Genomic DNA, 19,109 nt, shown 5'->3' with positions numbered 1-19,109 from the left:
CTTCACCGACCGGGAACCGTGGCGGGATGTCTTTCCTTGTCAGAGCTGAACTTCGCCCTCATCCTCCCCGTCCCAATAATGCGCGCGGGTGCCCGAGACCTTGATGAGGACGATCCCGGGCGTCTCGATACCGTCGGGCCACCAGCGTTCGAGTCCTTTCGTCCAATGTTCGGCGAATGCGGCCTTGTCGCGGATGAGCGTTGCGTGACCCTCGACGGCGAGGAAGAAGGGCCGCATGCCGAGCAGGCCCGATTTGCCCTGATAGCTCAGATTGACGTTCGGGTTGGCCGCGATATCGGCGACCATGAGGGACGTCTCGTCGGTGAAGAACCAGGCATCGCCGTCATAATCGACCTCGCGATTGTTGCTCATCGGCCGCGACCCGATGGCGCCGCCCGCCGTGTGCGTCGCGAGCATCGCGAAGTCGATATCCTTCATCTTCTCGGAAAGCTGTTCGATCGTCATGGTCATGGGAGGAGCCTTTTGTCTGGAGCGTCTGTATCTGCGTCAATGCGCCGCGAAGGCGGGAGTTGCGGAGGGGGGCTGCGCCTCGCGGCTTGGGTCAGGGACCGGTCGCGGCGGTCCGGCTTTGCCGGCGCGGCGCGCGGATCGGGCGATATTCGCAGGTGATCGCGAGCTCGCGCCGCGGGGCGGGCAGGAGATGGATGTGGAGCCGGGCTTCGGCGGCGACCGCGTCGAGCGCAAAGGCCTGCTCGGCCTCATACATCTCGTCGCGGTGCGGCTGCACCCACTGCCGCACCGATGCGAGCGCGCGCGACTTCGCGCGCGCGAGCGTGTCCGCGACGATGAAAAGATTGCGGTGGCGCTCGAGAAATTCGCCCCGGATATAGCCGCCTAGATTGACATAATAGAGCCGTTCGGGACCCTCGAAGGGCGCGGTCTTCAATACTATGTCATAGCCATCGGCGTGATCGATCTCGGCCCAGCAGTCGATATGGAAGCTGCCCGGCGTGCCCCACCATTGGCGGCGGAGCGCATCATAAGTGTCGGTGATCGTGGGCGCGGCGACGAAGCGCATGTCGTGCAGCTCGATATTGGCGCCGGCCATCTCGCCGCCGACATAAATGGCGAAGAGCTTCACGCGGCCTTCTCCTCGGCATTCGCCTGGCCGATCGCGCCTGCAAGCTGTTCTCCGACAACCAGGCCCATTTCGTGCGAGCTTGTTATTCCCTGGATGAAAGGGTGGCGGCCGAGCAGGAAGGGCAGGCTGAGGCAGAAGAGGCGGGATTCCGGGATATCGTCTGCAATCGGGTGGAAGGCATCGTCGATCGCGATGCCCCGCGCCTCCGCCTTGCCGGCACCAGGCGCTGCATCGCGCACGATGCCCTGTTGCCGCAGCGAGGGGAATGGAAAGGCTGCGGCGCCGAGCGGGCGCTGGCCCATCGCCTCGATAAACACCTCAAAATGCCGCTGCTTGCCGCCCAGGATCAGGGACGCGCCGGCCTCGTCGCCGCTCGTGTCGATGCGGTAGTCGTCGCCGATCGCCGTGACATCGAGCTTCCCGGCGCGATGGAGCGCGATCAGCCGCCGGATCGATTTGTGGGGAACGGTGGCATAATCGTCGACGAACACCGGCTTGAAGTGGCGCACGAAGCGGCGGTAGTCCGTACCCTCCAGATATGGCACGAGAAGCGCGAGAGTTTCGTGCATGCGCAGGATCGCGTAACGCCAGGCGACGGTGTGCCTTGCGGCATAGTCGTGCTGCGCTTCGGCGAGATTGGCCTCGGCCCACGCGAATGGGGCGCTCGCTGCGCGCCGCGCAAAATAGGCCTCGCAGAAGCCCTCGAGGTCGAGGTCCTCCAGGCCGATGTCCGCTGCGTAAGGGGGATCGGCAGCGGCAAGCTCCGCCTTGAACAGTGCGAAGGCGGCATCGAGCAGCTGGTCTTCTTCGCTCGCGACGAGACGCGTAATCGCTTCCTCGGTACAGATGGCGAGCGGCTCATAGGGAAGCGGCGCATAGAAATCGGCTTCGGGGAGCAGACCCTTCCTCGACATCATCGTCATGTGGAATGCATCAGTGGCGGATGCCGGACGATAATGCGTCTCGCCGTCCCGGGTTTCGTCAAACGAGCCATGGATGTTGGCGAGCGCGATACAGGCATCGATGGCCGTGAGCGAGCTGCCGCGAATGCCGATATCGCAGGCCGGGACCGTGGCCAGTGCCGAAGCGGGCCAGGGGCTGAGGAAATAGCCCGGCCGAACCTCGGGCTCGGCGGGCCATTGGTGACCCGTCGCGAGGACGACATGATCGAAAGCCTCGTCGGCGAGTTCGCCCGACCTCATACGAACCTTGAGTATCATCGCGCCCGACGTGCTGACCGCGTCCTCGACGCGGCATCGCGTTCGCAGCTCGACCTCGATACCGCGCGCGCGCGCCATGTCGATAACGGCGTCGAACTGGTCGCGGAAATATTCGCCGAGCGCGACGCGCGGATAGAAGGTCCGTTCGCCGATCGCATCGGGATCGATGCCGAGATCGGCGAGGCGCTCCGGCGGCTGACGTATCAGCCAGTCGCACAGCGTCTCGGCAAGCGGCGGGATTTCGATGCTGGCGATATTCGCCAGCATGGCGGGGTCGTTCCAGCCGGGCCGATAGGGCGTTCCGCGCCCCGCGCACGCCTGCGCTTCATACACGGCAAGACGGAAGGGCGAGGGGTTGTGGGAGAGAAGCGCATGCAGCGTGTAGAGCGTGGTCGGGCCGGCTCCGACAAAGGCTATGCGGGGTGTCATGTTGCGACAATGCTCCGGGCGCGCAGAAGTTCGGCCGACTTGCTCTGGGTCAATGCGAATTCTCCTCAGCTGCTCCGGGGCGCCCAGCCAAAAAAAAAGGGTCCGCATGCGCGGACCCGAAGGGGGCCATCGACTTGGCGGGAGGATTAGTTTTCGGTGCCGGGAGTACCCGTCTTCGGCGGCTTGCCGTCTTCGATGCGGCCTTCGTTGCGAAGGTCGCGGCCTTCCTGCGCCTTGCGCTTGGCCTCGGGGCTGTCGCCGTTTTCGAAGGCTTCTTCCTTCACATAGCCGGCAGCTTCCTTGATCTGTCCCTTGACGCTCATGATACTCTCCATTGGCTGTGGGTTCTGGTCCGAGAAACCCTTGGACGCGGGCGAAAGTTGCGTTCGTTCGCCCGGATTTATCTTCATCGCCGTGCGCAACTTTGGCCGCATCGCGGCGTTTCGCGGCGCGCGTGAAGGAGTGACGACGGCGAGGCTTGTCCATTGCCCTGACTCCTGCGAACGCCCTTCGGCGATCGTCACCGAACCGCAACTTTTGAACCCTGCAGGCGTTCGCCCGTCATAATCGACGGGAGATGGGCGTGATCCACCAACAGTTCAAATATGATCGCATCGATCGAAGCGCGCCCGGGGCGATGCTCGCCTGGGCGCGCATATTGGGCGCCAGCCAGTCCGAAATATTGATCGCGGTCGCGGCAGTCGGCGATCGCGCCGATGCGGTTCGTACCTATCTCGCGCGGCCGTGGCCGGAGCCCCTCGCTTGACGGCGGGCCCCGAGGGGACGGGCGGCAACGCGGCTGCAGCGAACAGCCGTCGCCCGGACGGAATCAGCGAGAAGATGATCGCCGGGCAGCGCTGGCACCGCCACGCGAGCCCCGTTTCCTTCGTCCTGCTCGCTGCCATCGTCGCCGTCGCGCTATCGGGCCTCGTCGGTGGCCAGCCGAGTCCGCTGCGCGTCGAGGATTTTGGAGCAGCGCGGCTCGAGGTGAAGACGCCCTCGGTCATTCGCAACGGCGAGTTTTTCGAAACCCGCATTCGTGTCGAGGCGATCCGCGATGTTTCCGATGCGGTGCTTGCGGTCTCCCCGTCGCTCTGGACCGACATGACGATCAACACGATGCTCCCCGCCGCCGCCGAGGAAAGCTACAAGGACGGCGCCTATCGTTTCTCCTATGGGGAGCTTCGCGCGGGCGAGACGCTCGTCGTGAAGATCGATGGCCAGATCAACCCGCCGCTCTTCGCAGGAACCAAGGGCGAGATTGCGCTGTTCGACGGCGAGCAGCGGCTCGGGAGCATGCCGCTAGAGATCAAGGTCCTGCCCTGATGGATATCGTCCTTCGCGCGAGTGCGATGTTTTTCCTGCTCTATGCGCTCCTCCGGCTCCTGGGGAAACGCGAACTGGGGCAGATGACGCCCTTCGAGCTGGTTCTGCTCGTAGTGATGGGCGACCTCATCCAGCAGGGCGTCACCCATAATGATTTCAGCCTGACCGGCGCGTTGCTCGCGATCGTGACCTTCGCCTTCTGGGCGCTCACGCTGAGCTGGGCGACCTATCTCTTTCCGCGGCTCAAGAATCTGCTCGAAGGCCATCCGCGCGTCGTGGTGAAGCAGGGCGAGATCATCCGCGACAATCTTCACCGCGACCGGCTCACTGCCGACGAGATCGAGTCCGAGATGCGGCTCGCGGGCATTGCCCACATTTCCGACGTGGAATGGGCGATCCTCGAGCCGCAGGGCAAGATCAGCTTCATCAAGCGGTCCGAAGGCGCGTCGCGCCAGCGCGATGCCGACGACGGCGCGGTTTGAGAGGATCGAGCGCAACTTTCGGGCTCGCCGCGCGCTGAACAAGCGCGGGGCATGACGATGGAGACTGCCATGAAACCGACCGAAGTCGACACCGACGCCACCCATATCCTCGCGGCCGATCACCGTGCCGTCGAAGCCCTGTTCGAGGAATTCGAGAAGGCGAGCGGCACCGACCGCAAGGCGAAGATCGCAGACCGGATCTGCACCGAGCTCAAAATCCATGCGCAGATCGAGGAGGAGGTCTTCTATCCGGCGCTCAAGGGAAAGATCAACGACGATCTCCTCAAGGAAGCCTATGTCGAGCATGATGGCGCCAAGATCCTGATCAACGATATCGTCGCCTCGCGACCCGACGACGAATTTTTCGAGGCGAAGGTCACGGTGCTGTCGGAAGAGATCAAGCATCATGTGAAGGAAGAGGAAAAGCAGCACGACAATATGTTCCAGCAGGCGCGTGCCGCCGACGTCGACCTCGACGCACTCGGCGAAAGGATGCTTGCCCGGAAAGAGGAACTGAAGCGTCAGGCCGAGACCGCGGGTCTTCCCCCCGCCGAACTCGCCACGATGTAGGGTGAGCGCTGCAACGCTGATCGAACAGCGGACGCGCAAGCTGGCCCGGCATCTGGCCGGAAAGACGCTGCGTTTCGTGACAGCCGAAAGCTGCACCGGCGGTCAGCTCTCAGCGGTTCTCGCAGCCGATGCCGCGCTCGGAGCCCATCTCGAGCGCGGCTTCGTCGCTTATTCGATCGACGCCAAATGCGAGATGCTCGGTGTCCTTCGGAAAGACGCCGAACGGGGCGGGGCCGTCAATCCCGAGGTCGCGGCCGCGATGGCGACGGGCGCCCTCGGCAAGAGCTGCGCCGAAATCGCCGTTGCGATCACGGGGTTTTGCGGGCCTCGCGAAGGTCGTGAGGAAGTCGGTCTGGTCTACATCGGTGTGGCCAGTGCCGACGCCGTACACGTCGAGGATTTTCATTTCGGCGATATCGGCCGCCGCAATGTTCTCGATCAGGCGGTCGCCGCAGCACTCCAGATCATGATCGATGCGGCCTCGTGAACGAGGATCGCGGGCGCTTCGGCAGGCGGGACCGGAGGCCGGAGTTCGGCCGAGTTCGGCAGCTGTCCTTAACGCGGCTCTTTTCTTTTCAAGGCGCCGGCCTTGTGGGCCGCTCGCTTGCCTTCGGCCGTTTCGACCAGATATTCGGGGTTTTTCGGCGATGCCGCGACATGATGACCCTTGATGTCCATCGCTTTCGTCACTTTTTTCACGACCTTGTCCTCGGCGCGTCCGCCGTGGCTCTTCCAGGTCACCTCATCGCCGTTCTCGGGTTCGTCTTTCATGATCGCTCTCCTTTTAAGAAACAGTCCGCGTGCGCGTGAAAGGTTCCTCGCTTGGAGCGGCGAGCAGGAAGACATCTGTCGCAGGCTCTTTCGATGCGATTGCCGAATACGGTGGGGAGGCTGCGATGAATGACGATCACGCGCGCGGTCGGCGCGACGGTCTGCGGCTTGCCCTCGCCGTCCTTACCGCTGAAGAGGCGAAATGGGCCGCGCTGCTTGGTGAGAGCCGATCCTGGCGGACGAACCGCGAACGCGAGGTACGCCACAAGGCCCTGCAGGTCGCCCAGAAGCGGATACAGACATTGCTCAACCGCATGTCTCCAAAAGGGTCGGATGGGCTCGACCATGAGGTCGCCGCCGCCCTTGAGAAAGCCGGACTCTGATCGGCGGCGCGCGCTCGCTTTATTGTTGTGCGAGGCTGGCTAGCGCGGCTTCGAGGCTGTCGACGGTGAAAGGCTTCGCAAGGATCGGCCGATCGTTCCAGCAGGAGCCTGGCTGACCGACAAAACCGCCCGTCGCGACAAGGAAAGGGATCGAGCGTGCCGCGAGAGCCTCGGCTACCGCATCGCAAGGCAAGCCGGATTCGAGATAGACGTCCACAATCGCGGCATCGAATTCGCCTGTCGCGATATGTCTGAGCGCCGATGCGATATCGCCGGCGTCCCCGACAATATCATGCCCCAGCGCGCCCAGCGCATCTTCGAGCATCATGGCGACAAGTGGATCATCTTCGACGACCAATATCCTTTTGGGCATATTTTCCCTGCATTATCTGCGAGGCGCTCGTGGCGCGCTCACGAAGCTCGACTTACGGCGGCATCCGAGTGAATGTCCTCCCGGTGCCGCGCCTACGCCTGAGCATCGGCGCCCCTCATCCAAAATCATATTGATCCATGTTAATCGCCGCCCAGACCGCCTGCAATCTCGGCTGATAGGGCTAGCAAGGCTGCTTGCCACGAAGGGCATGGCAGTGCATGCACGGCACAAATTGTTCGACCGGGCCGAGGGGCATATCGATGGAATCGGCCAGGATCTCGTCGCTCGGCCGCGACACGCGGGCGAGTCGCCTCATCATCCTTCTCCTGACGATCGGATTTGTTACGCTCCTCGCTGCGGCATCGACAGCATTTTATGTGCAACGCCAGAATGAGGCCGACGCCCGCATGGTCGCGCATACGCTCGCGGTCGAAGCCAATCTCGGGGCCTTCGCAAGCGCGACCGAACGGATGGAGACGGCGCGCCGCGGGCTAATCCTTACGCAGAACCCGGCGTTCGCGACGATCATGGATGAAGCAGAGGGCCGGTCGCGCGCCCAGCTCGCATCGCTCGAGGCGCTGATCAGCGACAATCCGAACCAGCGCGGCCGCGCCGCCAGGCTCCGCGCGCATCTCGACGCCTATGGCCGCCATTACCGGGCGACACTCGGCCTCCGCGGCGCAGACCGCGCGGCACTGATCGGTGACTTCGCGAACGACAAGGGGGTGCTCGAGGTGCGTGCCGCGCGCGCGCTCGTCGAGACGATGCTCGAGGGCGAACTCGCCCTCCTCAAGGATCGCGAAGCGCGGCAGCAGCGCACGCAATCGCTGTTCACCCTGACGCTGATCGGCACCGGCATTCTCCTGCTGGTTGTCGCCGCCGCGACATTGCTCCTCGTCCGTAACAATCTCGTCGAGCTCAGGGCCTCGCGGGCGGAACTGCGCCGCCTCAACGAAGGGCTCGAGGAACTGGTCGATGCGCGGACGGGCGAGCTCAAGCGCGCCAATGCCGAAATCCAGCGCTTCGCCTATATCGTGTCGCACGATCTGCGTTCGCCCCTGGTCAATGTGATGGGTTTCACGGCCGAACTCGAGACCGCGCGCAAGGCGATCTCGGGCTATCTCGAACAGGGCGATGCGCAGGGCTGGAAGGCGCCCGACGCCGCGACGCGGCTCGCGATCGAGGAAGATCTGCCGGAATCGATCGGCTTCATCCGTACGTCGACGCAGAAGATGGACCGGCTGATCAACGCGATCCTCAATCTCTCGCGCCAGGGACGCCGTACGCTCGCACCCGAAACGCTTGCGCTCGGCGACGTCGTAGGCGCGATCGTCGGCAGCCTGCAGCACCGCATCGACGAGACCGGTACGACGGTCGAGGTGTCAGACCTGCCGACCGTGATCAACGACCGGGTCGCGGTCGAGCAGATCCTCTCGAACCTCATCGAGAATGCCCTCAAATATTTGCAGCCGGGGCGGGCCGGTATCATCCGGGTCGACGGCGGAACGGATCTCGGGCGCGCGTGGGTCTCGGTCGCCGACAATGGTCGGGGCATCGAGCCGCGCGATCATGAACGCGTGTTCGACCTCTTCCGGAGGTCCGGTGTCCAGGACCAGCAGGGCGAGGGGATCGGCCTTGCCCACGCCCGCGCGCTTGCCTATCGCCTCGGCGGTAATATCGAAATCCAGTCCGAACTCGGCACGGGTTCCACCTTTCGGCTGATCCTGCCCCTCGTGTGGCAAAACGGAGAAGAAGATGCCTGACCAACTGCCCGTCAACATCGTGATGATTGAGGACGACGAGGGGCATGCGCGCCTCATCGAGAAGAATATCCGGCGCGCCGGCATTTCCAACAAGATCCATCATTTTCTCGACGGCACCTCGGCTCTCGAGTTCCTGTACGATGCGGCGGAGGGCCCGGTGCGCAACGGGCCGGCGCTCGTGCTGCTCGACCTCAATCTGCCCGACATGAGCGGGACCGACATTCTCGCCAGGCTGAAGGCCGACAGCAGTCCGCTGCGACGCACGCCCGTCGTCGTGCTCACGACCACCGACGACAAGATCGAGATCCAGCGCTGCTACGACCTCGGCTGCAACGTCTATATCACCAAGCCGGTGAACTATGAGAATTTCGCCGACGCCATTCGCCAGCTCGGCCTCTTCCTGTCGGTGATCCAGGTCCCCGATCCCGACCCGGTTTGAGACCCGCCCTGGCCCACATTCTCTATATCGATGACGACGACGGCATGCGGCGGCTTGCGGCGCGCGCGCTTGGCCGGAAAGGTTATGAAGTCAGCCTCGCGGCAAGCGGCGGCGAGGGCGTCGACATGGCGAAGGTCACTGCCTTCGATCTCGTTGCCGTCGATCACTATATGCCCGGGCAGGACGGGCTTGCCACGCTCGAGGCGCTTCGCGCCCTGCGCGAATGCCCGCCCGTCGTCTATGTGACGGGCTCCGAGGAGAGCCGCATCGCCGTGGCGGCGTTGAAGTCGGGTGCCGACGATTATGTGGTAAAGTCGGTCGGCGAGGATTTCTTCGATCTTTTGGCCTCGAGCTTCGAACAGGTGCTCGAGCGTGCCCAGCTTCGGCGCGCGCGCGCCGAGGTGGAGAGCGAGCTGCGCGCGACCAATGCGCGGCTGGAAGCGCTGCTCAAGGAAGTGAACCACCGCGTCGCGAACAATCTCCAGATGGTGATGTCTTTCGTCGCCCTCCAATCGAAGACGATCGCCGATCCCGCGGCCCGCGAAGCGCTGCAGAAGACGCAGCAACGGATCGCGACGGTCGCGCAAGTCAACCGGCGCCTCTACACCACAGACGACGTCGAATATGTGGCGATGGACGACTATCTGGGCGGCCTTGCCGAGGATCTTTCGGCAACCTGGTCGACGGGGGTCGCCGCGCGGCGTGTCATCGCCGACGTCGAGCCCATGCGTGTGGCCACCGACAAGGCCGTGGCGCTCGGCATGATCGCCAACGAATGGGTGAGCAACGCGTGCAAATATGCCTATGGCGACAGCCATGATGGCGAGATTCGGATATCGCTTCGCCGGGCCGACGAGACATTGCTCGAACTCGCGGTTGTCGACGACGGGGCAGGGATGCCGTCCGACGGAACGGCGCGCGGCACGGGTCTCGGAACGCGCCTCATCGAAGCGTTGGCGCGGACCCACAAGGCGGCTGTCTCTTACGGCGCGGTCGATGCTTCGCGCGATATGCCGGGCACGAGCGCGCTCATCAGGATCCAGTTGCGACCGGGCGAGCTCAAAGCCTAGTTTGCGCCGCGCGGCTGCCGCGCGGGTTCGGCCGCCGCCGACGGGCGAGGCTGGACGAGCGCATCGGACTGCTTTTCGGGGCGGATGTAGATCGAGCTGATATCGCTCGACGCAGCCTTGAGCTCGGCCTCGATCGCCTCGATCAACGTCTCGGCCTCACCCATGGCGAGACGATCCTCGAAGTCGGCGCTTACCGCGACGAAGATCGAATTGGGTGCGGTGTGGATCGTGCGCACATGATTGACGGCGGTAATTTCGCGGCGCCGTTCGACGATGGTCCAGATACGCGCGATCAGTTCGGGGTCCGCAGCCTCGCCAATCAACAGCTCCTTCGCTTCGCGGGCTAGAAGGATCGCGACCGCCGCTAGGATTGCGCCGATCGCCATCGAGGCGATGCCGTCGATCCGCGGATCCCCTGTCGCATGGCTCAGCCATATGCCGCCGGCGGCGATGGCGAGGCCGGCGAGCGCGGCGCTGTCTTCGAACAGGACGATGAAACCTGCGGGATCCTTCGACCGCCGCACCGCCGTCCACCAGCCGAGCCCGCGCCGCCCGGCGTTGAACTCGCGCACCGCGATCGTCCACGACGCACCCTCGAGCAGGAAGGCGATGGCGAGCACCACATAGTTGATCGTCGGATCGCGAAGCGGCTCGGGATCCCGGTAGTGAATCCAGCCTTCGTAGATGGAAATGCCGGCTCCGACAGCAAAGATGAGGATTGCGACGACGAACGCCCAGAAATAAAGTTCGCGGCCGTAGCCGAAGGGGTGACGATTGTCGGGCGGCCGCTTTGCCTTCGCCTGGCCGTAGAGGAGCAGCATCTGATTGCCGCTGTCGACGAGCGAATGGACCCCTTCCGATAGCATCGACGAGGAACCACTGATCGCCGCGGCGACAAATTTGGCGACGGCGATGCCGAGATTGGCAAAGAGCGCACCGTAAAGCACGATGTTCGCCCTGATATGATGCGCCCTCGAGCGCGGCTTGCCCGTATCAGACTGGTCTATCACCGAGCTACCTTCGCCATCGCGGCCCAAGGGGCCGCGATGGCTCTCGATATCGATAGACAGGGGATGGGACGCGTCATGGGTCAGCTACGCCCGGCGGGGCGGCACGTTCCCGAGAGGCGTCGCTATGTCCCAAGCCGGGCGGCTCCGCCTGATTATCTTTTGCTGGCTGCAGCAGCGACCGGTGATCCCATCGCGAGCGCGCGGGGTCCGGTGACGCGCCACACCGTGTGAGAGAGATCGTCGGCGATCCAGAGCGCGCCGCGCGCCGGGTCCCAGGTGACGCCGACCGGGCGACCGCGCGCTTTGCCGTCCTTGATGAAGCCGGTCACGAAATCCTTCGGCTTGCCGGCAGGACGTCCGTTGGCGAAGGGGATGAAGCTGACCTTGTAGCCCGCGAGAGTCTGGCGGTTCCAGCTGCCATGCTCTCCAACGAAGGCGCCCGTCTCATAGCCCGGGAGCCCGCCTTCGGTCGCAAAGCTCAGCCCGAGCGGCGCGACGTGCGAACCGAGCGCATAATCGGGAGTGACTGCGGTCCTGACGAGCTCGGGCTTTTGTGGATGAACGCGCGGATCGGGATGGCGTCCCCAATAGCTGTAGGGCCAGCCGTAGAAAGCGCCCTCGCGCACCGAGGTCAGATAATCGGGTACGAGCTCGGCGCCAAGCTCGTCGCGTTCGTTCACCACCGCCCAGAGGGCGTTCGACGATGGCTCGAAGGCGAGGGCGGTCGGGTTGCGGATGCCCGAGACGAGAATGCGGCTCGCGCCGGTGGCGGCATCGACCTCCCAAATGACGGCGCGATCCTCCTCGATGCTCATTCCCCGCTCGCCGATATTGCTGTTCGAGCCGATGCCGACATAAAGCTTCGACCCGTCCGCGCTCGCGGCGAGCGATTTCGTCCAGTGATGATTGACCGCTGCCGGGAGCTTGGTCACTTCCTCGCCCTTGCCAGCGATGCGCGTCGCGCCCGGCGTGTACGCGAAGCGCAGCAGCGCACCCTGGTTGGCGACATAAAGGTCGTTCCCGACGAGCGCGAGGCCATAGGGCGCATCGAGATCCTCGATGAAGCTGGTGCGAAGTTCGGGTTTGCCGTCGCCGTTCGCGTCGCGAAGCAAGGTGACGCGGTCGCCGCCCTTCACCGAGGATTTTCCAAGGCTCTTGATATAGCCCGCGATCACATCCTTCGGGCGGAGCTTCGGTGCATGGCCGCCCGACCCTTCGGCGACGAGAATGTCGCCATTGGGGAGGATGAGGATCTGCCGCGGAATCTTGAGGTCGGTGGCGACCGGCACGATCTTGAAACCGGCTGGAACGGTCGGAAGCTCGCCGTTCCATCCTGCAGGCTTGGCGATTTTCATCGGTGGGACGAGCGTCTCGTCGATATTCGGCAGGCTCGGGCTGGCGCCCGTCTGGTCGAGTTTTTCATCGCCTTTGCCGCAGCCGGCGAGCGCGGCCGCTAGCGCCGCCGCAGCGACGAGGCCAAGCGAGGTCTGCCGGTTCATGCGCGGGGCTCCTTCGCTGCGTGGAGAAGCCAGGCGGCGGCAATCGCTGCAACTGTGGATAGGGCCGAGAGGGTCGCGCCGGCCGTGCCGACCGAACTCCAGGCATCCTGGCTATGCTTGAAGGCGTTCACGAGGCCCGCGATCCACATAACGAGGATCAGCAGAAAATAGGCGGTGGCAGGCCCGCGCTTTGGCTGCTTTCGGCCTCGGACAAATGCTATGGCAGACCACAGGAGCACCGGAGCCCCGAATATCAGCCCGCCCGTGATCAACCAGGCCGAGAAATTGCTCCACTGCATCTCGGCGCTGTTGAGATAGGTGATGTCGGAAAGGAGCGCGCTGCTGAACAGGGCGACCGGAAAGGCGAGGAGAATGGCGTGCAGCGGATGGGGCGCGTGTCGGCGATAGGGCGGGTCGGTGAAAGGCGATGGGGCCGTTGCCATATTGATCTCCATGCAGGCCCCCGTCTGGATAATGCGCCGACCGCCCAATAGTTTCCCGGAACCCGCGCGCCGGGCGCGACGTTGGCAATTGGATGGATCCGTCCTCGATTCCTTATTGTGGTCCCGCGCCGATCCCGGCTGACTGGATGCTGCGCTGGAATCTCGATCCCGGGCTGCTCGCGGCGCTGGGCGCCGCGGCGCTGATGGCGTGGCGATGGAAAGCGCGCGGTCCCTTCTGGGCCGGGTTCGCGCTGATCGCCCTTCTGTTCGTGTCGCCGCTATGCGCCCTGTCGTCGGCGCTCTTCTCGGTGCGCGTCGCGCACCATATCATCCTGACCGCGGTTGCGGCTCCGCTGTTTGCGCTCGGCCTGCCGCGGTTTCGGCCGCGCGGCGGTGCGCCGCTATGGGCGGCCGGGCACATTCTCGCATTCTGGATCTGGCACGCGCCGCCGCCCTATACCCTCGCGTTGGCGAGCGACGGCGCTTTCTGGTTGATGCAGCTTTCGCTGCTCGCGACCGCGTTCGGCTTCTGGGCTTCGCTCCGCTCGTCGTCGCCGCCGCTCGCGATCGGCCTGCTGTTTGCCATGATGGTGCAGATGGGGCTGCTCGGGGCGCTCATTACCTTCGCGGGCACGCCCCTCTATGCGCCCCATCTCGCGACGACGATAGCTTGGGGGCTGGCGCCGCTCGAAGATCAGCAACTGGCGGGCCTCATTATGTGGGCTCCTGCCGCGGCTCTTTATCTCGGCGCGGCGCTCTGGACCGGGTGGCGCCTCCTCGGCGCGCCGCCCCCGGTGGCAGCATGATCGAGGCGATCCAGGCGTGGGCGGCGCGCTATGCCGCCGACCGCCGCTACTCGCCCGTCGGGCAGCTATTCCACTGGACGATGGCCGCGCTCATCCTATTCCAGCTCGGCTGGGGCTGGCGCATGAGCCGCATCGACGCGGGTGGCGACAAGTTGGAGGCGTTTCGGGTTCACGCCGAACTCGGCCTGCTGATGCTTGTGCTTGCTGCGCTGCGCGCGATCTGGCGGATGATCGTGCCGGGTCCCATCAACGATGCCGACCGGCTGGGCTGGCAGACGGTCGCAGCCTATGTGACGCACATACTCTTTTACGTCTGCTTTTTCGGTCTGCCGCTCTCGGGATGGGCAATGTGGTCGGTGGTCGGCGGCGAGCCGCTCGAGGTGGCGGGAATCCTTCCCTGGCCGCACATGCCGTTCGACAGTCTGGAGAGGGGTATTCAGTGGTGGATCCTCGACTGGGCGGAGGGAATCCATGCGCTCCTGATCATACTCCTCGTCGCGATGATCCCGCTGCACGTCGGCGCGGCTCTGAAACATCATTTCTGGGATCGGCACGACGTGCTGCGGGGGATGTTGCCCGAGCTTCCGGAGGATGGGGCGGAAAGGACGCTGCATGACGCGACACCGCCGCAAGCTCGGCGTCCGAGAGCAGGCGGCTGACGCGGCGCATCTCGCCTAGCGGGTCATTATTGCGCTTCGCTTCGCGCCACGCGCGAAGCTGACCTGAGATATAGGCGGCGGGCTGACCGGCCAGCGGCGGATTAGCGGCATCGCCCACGCCGCCCACACCGTGGCACGAGGCGCAGGACGGCAGTCCCCGCGCGGGATCGCCCTCGTCGTAGATGCGCGCACCCGCCGGATTGCCGGCTTCGACTGGCCACGCCGCGGGCTGGATCGCCGCGTAGAATGCCGACACTTTCGATCGGTCGCCGTCGCCGAGTTTGCGGGCGATTGCGCGCATCGCGGCATGCTCGCGGCGACCATTTGCATAATCGTCGAGCTGCCGATGGAGATAGCCCGCGTCGAGTCCGGCGAGGCGCGGCGCGTCGCGCCCGTCGCCTTCGCCCTGCAGCCCGTGACAGGTGAAGCAGGCCGCTTCGGCGCCCGCATCGCCGCCGCTCATCGCGATCGTCTCGCCCGTCGCGCGGAAGCGATCGGGCGGCGCGGGCGCTTGGCATGCGGACAGGAGGAACAGGAGGAGGAGGGAGGCTTTGCGCACGCTTCGGGAACCAATGGCCGCGCGAGGTGGTTCCCAAAGCGAAACGAGGACGGTGAACGGCTATGAAAGGGGGCGCTGCGATTTCGGTCTTGATGCTGCTCGGCGCCTGCGCGCCCGCCCCGGTTGAAACGGCACCCGCAGACCCCGCCGCCATCGCGCGCGGGCGCGATGCGGCGGCGCGGCTCGGTTGCGGCGCCTGCCATGCCATGCCCGGGATCGCCTGGCCGAAAGGGCGCGTGGGCCCCCCGCTCGCGGGCTTCGGCGCGCGCCCGCTGATCGCGGGCGAACTGCCCAATCGCGCGCCGCTGCTTGCCGCCTTCGTCACCGACGCGCCGGCGATGGCGCCGGGGACCGCAATGCCCGCGATACCGATGAAAAAAGCCGAAGCCGACGATATCGCCGCCTGGCTGCTGAGCCTCGATGACTGAGCGAACGCTGCCTTCGGAAGGCTGGCCGCCCGCCGTGCTCGATCCTGCCGGCCCCTATTCGGAGCCCGTGACCCTGCTTGCCTGGGTGCTGCTTGCTGGCGGAACCGTGATATTGGCGATCGTGCTTGGCGCACTCTGGATCGCGCTGCGCGGATCGCCTCGGCTCAAGACCCGGCTCGGCGGCGAGAAGGCGATCTGGATTCTGGGATTTGCGTTTCCCTCGGTCGTGCTCACGGGTCTGCTCGTGTGGGGCCTCATGCTCACCAGTTCGCTTTCGGCGGCGCGCGTTTCCGAAGGCGCCATGCGCGTCAAGGTCATCGGCGAGATGTGGTGGTGGCGCGTCCATTATCAGGACGGACAAGGCCGCGAGACGCTGCGCGATGCGAACGAACTCCACATTCCGATAGGACAGCCCGTCCTGCTCGAACTCGAGGCGGCCGACGTCATCCATAGCTTCTGGGTGCCGCGGCTTGGCGGCAAGATGGACATGATCCCGGGGCGCACCAATCGCCTGCTGATCGAGGCCGATGCGCCGGGTATCTACAAGGGGCAATGCGCCGAATATTGCGGCGGCCCGCACGCGCTGATGGGGTTTGTGGTGGTGGCCCACACCCCGGCGGACTTTGCGCGGTGGCAGGCTTCGCGGCTCCCGTCGCAAGGCGCCGGCGGCGAGGGGCTTGCACTTTTTCTCTCGAGCGGCTGCGCCGCCTGTCACACGATCCGCGGCACGCCGGCGCGTGGACTGGCCGGCCCCGATCTGACGCATGTCGGTTCGCGCAGGACGCTGGGCGCGGGCATATTGCCCAATAATCCGGGGACGATGGCGGGCTGGGTCGCCGACAGCCAGGCGATCAAGCCCGCGAACCGTATGCCCGCCTATCACCAGTTCAGCGGCGAGGAACTGCAGGCGCTCACCGCCTATCTGGTCTCGCTCAAATGAGATCGGAAACGGGGTTCGATCCCGCGCTTTATGAGCGTTTCCCGACTCGGCACGAGCGGCCGAAAGAAGAGGAGGAGGACCTCCGTCGTATCTGGTGCAAGCCCAAGGGCTGGGAATATCTGTTCGCGGTCAACAATAATTATATCGGCATCTATTATCTCGGAACCGCCTTTCTCTTTTTCCTGATGGCGGGGGTGCTCGCGCTGCTCATGCGTGCGCAACTCGCCGCGCCGATGCTCGAGATCCTGCCGCAGGGCACCTATAATCAGGTCTTCACCATGCACGGCACGGTGATGATGTTCCTCTTCGCGGTGCCCGCGGTCGAGGCGGCAGGCGTGCTCCTGCTCCCGCAGATGCTCGCGGCGCGCGATCTGCCGTTCCCGCGGCTGTCCGCCTATGCCTTCTGGGCCTATGCCGTCGGCGGACTTTGTTTTTTCGCCTCGATCTTCGTCGGGCTCGCGCCCGACGGCGGCTGGTTCATGTATCCGCCGCTGACGTCCAAGGCCTATTCGCCGGGAATCAACACCGACTTCTGGCTGCTCGGCATCGGCTTCATCGAGATCAGCGCGATCGCGGGGGCGATCGAGATCATCGTCGGCGTGCTGCGGACGCGCGCGCCGGGCATGCGCCTCGACAGGATGCCGATCTTCGCCTGGGCGATGCTCGTCTTCGCAGTGATGATCGTGATCGCCTTTCCGAGCATCATTCTCGGCACCTTGCTGCTCGAGATCGAGCGCGCGTTCGGCTGGCCCTTCTTCGACGCGACGCGCGGCGGAGACCCCTTGCTCTGGCAGCATCTCTTCTGGTTTTTCGGCCACCCCGAGGTCTATATCATCTTCCTGCCCGCCGCCGGGATGATGAGCATGATCGTCGCGACCGTCGCGGGCGAGAGGCTCGTCGGCTACCGGCTCATCGTCCTTGCGATGATCGCGACGGGCTTCATCAGTTTCGGCGTGTGGGCGCATCACATGTTCACGACCGGCATGCCGCCGATGACGACCGGGTTCTTCTCCGCCGCTTCGATGGCGGTCAGCGTGCCGGCGGGCATCCAGGTCTTCTCGTGGATTGCGACGCTCGCGATCGGCAAGCCGAAGTTCAATGCACCCGGCCTTTTCGTAATGGGGAGCATCGTCATTTTCGTGACCGGGGGTCTCACCGGTGTGATGGTGGCGATGGTGCCCTTCGACTGGCAGGCGCACGACAGCTATTTCATCGTCGCGCACCTCCATTATGTCCTGATCGGCGGCATGGTCTTTCCGCTAATTGCGGCCTTCTATTACTGGATTCCCATGGTGAGCCGCCGAGCGCTGTCGGAGCGGCTCGCCAAATGGGTGTTCGGCCTCATGTTCACCGGCATGAATGTCGCCTTCCTGCCGATGCATCTGGCGGGGCTGCAGGGCATGCCGCGGCGAGTCTACACCTATCTGCCGGGGCAGGGCCTTGAGCTGCCTAATCTGGTCTCGACGGTCGGCGCGTTCATGCTTGGGCTCGGTGTGCTCCTCTTCCTTGTCGACCTGGCGCGTAATTTCCGGCTCGCGCCGGGCGAGGGCAATGCCGGAAACGTCTACGGCGGCGGCACGCTCGAATGGTTGCCGAGCGAACTTTATTCGACACGCTCGATCCCGGTCGTGACGAGCCGCGAGCCCTTGTGGGACGATCCGGCGCTCGCGCATGAGGTCGAGAAGGGGCGCTATTTCCTGCCGCGCTCGGCGACGGGCCGTCGCGAGACAATCGTCACCAGCCCGCTGCTCGCCGAGCCGCAATATCTTCAGATCATGCCGGGGCCCTCCCCTTGGCCGTTCGCCGCCGCGATCTTTACCGCGGGCTTCTTCCTCGCGCTGACGGTGCAGGCCTATCTCTTCGCATGGGTGAGCGGCGTGCTCGCGGTGATTTCGGTGCTGCGATGGCTTTGGGAAACCGACCGGCCGGTCGAAATCGAGGGCGTCGACATTGGCGCCGACATCCGCGTCCCGACCTATGTTACCGGGCCGTCGAGCCATGGCTGGTGGGCGATGGTCATCCTGCTGGTCGTGATGGGCATGGTCTTTCTCATGGCGCTGTTCAGCCTTGCCTTCCTGTCCTCGAACCAGCCGGGCTTCTGGCGGCCGCCGCCGCCCCTCGGTGAGGCGATATCGATCCTAGGGCTCTACGCTGTCGCAATCGGTCTCGCGCTCACGGCACGCGCATGCCTTCGACGCTCGCCCTTCTGGTCGGTATTCGCGCTTCTTTTGTCCGCGGCGGTTTCGAGTGCGGCGCTTGGCATGGATTACGTGAGTTGGTCGAGTAGCGAACTTGGTCCCACCGCGAGCGGGCAGGGGGCTGTCGTCTATGCGCTGCTGGCCCTTCAGGCATGCGCAGCGGCGATTGCAATCTTGATGGCGCTTTACTGCGCGGCGCGTGCTGTGCGGGGCCTTGTCCCGCAGCCTAGGAACAACAGCATCGACCTCGCGATGCTCTTTCTCGTCTACACCGCGGCACAGGGGGTGACGGGCGCACTCGTCTCGCGACTGGTCGGCGCTGGCGGATGAAGAGCTGGTTCATCATGATGGGCGGTCTCGTCCTGTGGGCCGTGCATTTCTTCCTTCTCTACCTCCTCGCCGAGTTCGGGGGCAGCGGGTCCGGCGTACGCCTCGCGGCATCGCTTTGTACCTTGGCCATTCTCGGCGGTGCGGTATGGATGTTCGTCGCGGTTTCGCGTGAAGCTCCCGGCGATCCCTTCGCCTGGTGGCGACGGCGTGCGGCGATGCTGGCGCTGGCGTTCGGCGGGCTCGGAATCGTCTTTCAATATTTGCCGGTCCTGCTCGTTGATCGATAGGACGGCGGTTCGGCCCGAGGGA

Annotated in this window: 25 protein-coding genes and 1 pseudogene; 16 read left to right on the top strand and 10 right to left on the bottom strand. The window is 64.8% G+C overall.

Annotated elements, in window-relative coordinates; all coding sequences use genetic code 11:
- Nucleotides 1-39: 39 nt before the first annotated feature.
- The 4 genes from V6U71_RS13245 to V6U71_RS13230 form a co-directional block, all read right to left on the bottom strand.
- Complete coding sequence (locus V6U71_RS13245) at nt 40-471, bottom strand: pyridoxamine 5'-phosphate oxidase family protein (RefSeq protein WP_056350245.1); 432 nt, start codon at nt 469-471, stop codon at nt 40-42.
- A 91-nt stretch (nt 472-562) separates the two neighbouring features.
- Entirely contained in the window at nt 563-1,102 is a 540-nt protein-coding gene (locus tag V6U71_RS13240) for a DUF1543 domain-containing protein (protein WP_411338896.1), read from the bottom strand.
- Entirely contained in the window at nt 1,099-2,751 is a 1,653-nt protein-coding gene (locus V6U71_RS13235; protein ID WP_411338895.1) for an FAD/NAD(P)-binding protein, read from the bottom strand. Before V6U71_RS13235 ends, V6U71_RS13240 begins: the two co-directional genes overlap by 4 nt.
- Nucleotides 2,752-2,897: 146 nt before the next feature.
- Nucleotides 2,898-3,275, bottom strand: a complete 378-nt coding sequence (locus V6U71_RS13230) for a hypothetical protein (protein ID WP_411338894.1) — start codon at nt 3,273-3,275, stop codon at nt 2,898-2,900.
- 59 nt (nt 3,276-3,334) lie between these two features.
- Here V6U71_RS13230 and V6U71_RS13225 point away from each other — a divergent pair, with 59 nt between their 5' ends.
- From V6U71_RS13225 to V6U71_RS13205, 5 genes are all read left to right on the top strand, one after another.
- Nucleotides 3,335-3,517, top strand: a complete 183-nt coding sequence (locus tag V6U71_RS13225; protein WP_411338893.1) for a DUF3606 domain-containing protein — start codon at nt 3,335-3,337, stop codon at nt 3,515-3,517.
- A complete protein-coding gene (locus tag V6U71_RS13220) occupies nt 3,514-4,077 on the top strand; it encodes a hypothetical protein (RefSeq protein ID WP_411338892.1) in 564 nt (187 codons plus the stop codon). Before V6U71_RS13225 ends, V6U71_RS13220 begins: the two co-directional genes overlap by 4 nt.
- Nucleotides 4,077-4,559 carry a DUF421 domain-containing protein gene (locus V6U71_RS13215; protein WP_411338891.1) on the top strand — a complete coding sequence of 161 codons (483 nt, stop codon included), beginning with the start codon at nt 4,077-4,079 and terminating at the stop codon, nt 4,557-4,559. Before V6U71_RS13220 ends, V6U71_RS13215 begins: the two co-directional genes overlap by 1 nt.
- A 69-nt stretch (nt 4,560-4,628) precedes the next feature.
- Nucleotides 4,629-5,129: a hemerythrin domain-containing protein gene (locus V6U71_RS13210; protein ID WP_411338890.1), complete on the top strand. Its 501-nt coding sequence runs from the start codon at nt 4,629-4,631 to the stop codon at nt 5,127-5,129.
- A 1-nt stretch (nt 5,130) separates the two neighbouring features.
- Nucleotides 5,131-5,616 carry a CinA family protein gene (locus V6U71_RS13205; RefSeq protein WP_411338889.1) on the top strand — a complete coding sequence of 162 codons (486 nt, stop codon included), beginning with the start codon at nt 5,131-5,133 and terminating at the stop codon, nt 5,614-5,616.
- Between the two features lie 68 nt (nt 5,617-5,684).
- On the opposite strand, the gene V6U71_RS13200 is transcribed toward V6U71_RS13205, so the two are convergent.
- The gene (locus tag V6U71_RS13200) at nt 5,685-5,900 is read right to left on the bottom strand and encodes a DUF2945 domain-containing protein (RefSeq protein ID WP_411338888.1); all 216 of its coding nucleotides are present in this window, start codon (nt 5,898-5,900) and stop codon (nt 5,685-5,687) included.
- Between the two features lie 29 nt (nt 5,901-5,929).
- On the opposite strand from V6U71_RS13200, the gene V6U71_RS13195 reads away from it, so the two are divergent.
- A complete protein-coding gene (locus V6U71_RS13195; protein WP_411338887.1) occupies nt 5,930-6,283 on the top strand; it encodes a hypothetical protein in 354 nt (117 codons plus the stop codon).
- 19 nt (nt 6,284-6,302) lie between these two features.
- Here V6U71_RS13195 and V6U71_RS13190 read toward each other — a convergent pair whose 3' ends face one another.
- On the bottom strand, nt 6,303-6,641 hold the full coding sequence (locus V6U71_RS13190) for a response regulator (protein WP_411338886.1): 339 nt from the start codon (nt 6,639-6,641) through the stop codon (nt 6,303-6,305).
- 275 nt (nt 6,642-6,916) lie between these two features.
- Here V6U71_RS13190 and V6U71_RS13185 point away from each other — a divergent pair, with 275 nt between their 5' ends.
- From V6U71_RS13185 to V6U71_RS13175, 3 genes are read left to right on the top strand one after another with little or no spacing between them, the layout of a single operon-like run.
- Nucleotides 6,917-8,419, top strand: coding sequence for a sensor histidine kinase (locus tag V6U71_RS13185; RefSeq protein WP_411338885.1), 1,503 nt, complete (start codon nt 6,917-6,919; stop codon nt 8,417-8,419).
- Nucleotides 8,412-8,858: a response regulator gene (locus V6U71_RS13180; protein ID WP_411338884.1), complete on the top strand. Its 447-nt coding sequence runs from the start codon at nt 8,412-8,414 to the stop codon at nt 8,856-8,858. The genes V6U71_RS13185 and V6U71_RS13180 overlap by 8 nt, the downstream gene beginning before the upstream one ends.
- Nucleotides 8,855-9,928 (top strand): sensor histidine kinase, encoded by a 1,074-nt coding sequence (locus tag V6U71_RS13175; RefSeq protein ID WP_411338883.1) that lies wholly within the window; start codon nt 8,855-8,857, stop codon nt 9,926-9,928. Before V6U71_RS13180 ends, V6U71_RS13175 begins: the two co-directional genes overlap by 4 nt.
- Here the strand turns inward: V6U71_RS13175 and V6U71_RS13170 are convergent.
- From V6U71_RS13170 to V6U71_RS13160, 3 genes are all read right to left on the bottom strand, one after another.
- Nucleotides 9,925-10,938 (bottom strand): cation diffusion facilitator family transporter, encoded by a 1,014-nt coding sequence (locus V6U71_RS13170; RefSeq protein ID WP_235535732.1) that lies wholly within the window; start codon nt 10,936-10,938, stop codon nt 9,925-9,927. The genes V6U71_RS13175 and V6U71_RS13170 overlap by 4 nt on opposite strands.
- A 152-nt stretch (nt 10,939-11,090) precedes the next feature.
- Entirely contained in the window at nt 11,091-12,437 is a 1,347-nt protein-coding gene (locus V6U71_RS13165; protein ID WP_411338882.1) for a PQQ-dependent sugar dehydrogenase, read from the bottom strand.
- Nucleotides 12,434-12,892 (bottom strand): DUF2231 domain-containing protein, encoded by a 459-nt coding sequence (locus tag V6U71_RS13160; RefSeq protein ID WP_411338881.1) that lies wholly within the window; start codon nt 12,890-12,892, stop codon nt 12,434-12,436. The genes V6U71_RS13165 and V6U71_RS13160 overlap by 4 nt, the downstream gene beginning before the upstream one ends.
- Nucleotides 12,893-13,026: 134 nt before the next feature.
- Here V6U71_RS13160 and V6U71_RS13155 point away from each other — a divergent pair, with 134 nt between their 5' ends.
- Complete coding sequence (locus V6U71_RS13155) at nt 13,027-13,686, top strand: cytochrome c oxidase assembly protein (protein WP_411338880.1); 660 nt, start codon at nt 13,027-13,029, stop codon at nt 13,684-13,686.
- The gene (locus V6U71_RS13150) at nt 13,683-14,345 is read left to right on the top strand and encodes a cytochrome b (RefSeq protein ID WP_411338879.1); all 663 of its coding nucleotides are present in this window, start codon (nt 13,683-13,685) and stop codon (nt 14,343-14,345) included. The genes V6U71_RS13155 and V6U71_RS13150 overlap by 4 nt, the downstream gene beginning before the upstream one ends.
- 22 nt (nt 14,346-14,367) lie before the next feature.
- On the opposite strand, the pseudogene V6U71_RS13145 reads toward V6U71_RS13150, so the two are convergent.
- A pseudogene (locus V6U71_RS13145) lies at nt 14,368-14,757 on the bottom strand (c-type cytochrome); the annotation flags it as partial.
- On the opposite strand from V6U71_RS13145, the gene V6U71_RS13140 reads away from it, so the two are divergent.
- From V6U71_RS13140 to V6U71_RS13120, 5 genes are read left to right on the top strand one after another with little or no spacing between them, the layout of a single operon-like run.
- Nucleotides 14,653-14,970 carry a hypothetical protein gene (locus V6U71_RS13140; protein ID WP_411342394.1) on the top strand — a complete coding sequence of 106 codons (318 nt, stop codon included), beginning with the start codon at nt 14,653-14,655 and terminating at the stop codon, nt 14,968-14,970. The pseudogene V6U71_RS13145 and the gene V6U71_RS13140 sit on opposite strands and share 105 nt — an antisense overlap.
- Nucleotides 14,967-15,332 (top strand): c-type cytochrome, encoded by a 366-nt coding sequence (locus tag V6U71_RS13135; RefSeq protein WP_411338878.1) that lies wholly within the window; start codon nt 14,967-14,969, stop codon nt 15,330-15,332. The genes V6U71_RS13140 and V6U71_RS13135 overlap by 4 nt, the downstream gene beginning before the upstream one ends.
- Nucleotides 15,325-16,272, top strand: coding sequence for a cytochrome c oxidase subunit II (coxB, locus tag V6U71_RS13130; RefSeq protein WP_187140418.1), 948 nt, complete (start codon nt 15,325-15,327; stop codon nt 16,270-16,272). Before V6U71_RS13135 ends, coxB begins: the two co-directional genes overlap by 8 nt.
- The gene (locus tag V6U71_RS13125) at nt 16,269-18,800 is read left to right on the top strand and encodes a cbb3-type cytochrome c oxidase subunit I (RefSeq protein ID WP_411338877.1); all 2,532 of its coding nucleotides are present in this window, start codon (nt 16,269-16,271) and stop codon (nt 18,798-18,800) included. The genes coxB and V6U71_RS13125 overlap by 4 nt, the downstream gene beginning before the upstream one ends.
- Complete coding sequence (locus V6U71_RS13120; RefSeq protein WP_411338876.1) at nt 18,797-19,087, top strand: hypothetical protein; 291 nt, start codon at nt 18,797-18,799, stop codon at nt 19,085-19,087. The genes V6U71_RS13125 and V6U71_RS13120 overlap by 4 nt, the downstream gene beginning before the upstream one ends.
- Nucleotides 19,088-19,109: the final 22 nt, after the last annotated feature.

The sequence above is a fragment of the Sphingopyxis sp. J-6 genome, assembly GCF_046603995.1.
Lineage (GTDB): Bacteria > Pseudomonadota > Alphaproteobacteria > Sphingomonadales > Sphingomonadaceae > Sphingopyxis.
Note: the sequence above shows the minus strand (reverse complement) of the source record. Positions and strands in the feature narration are given on the sequence as shown.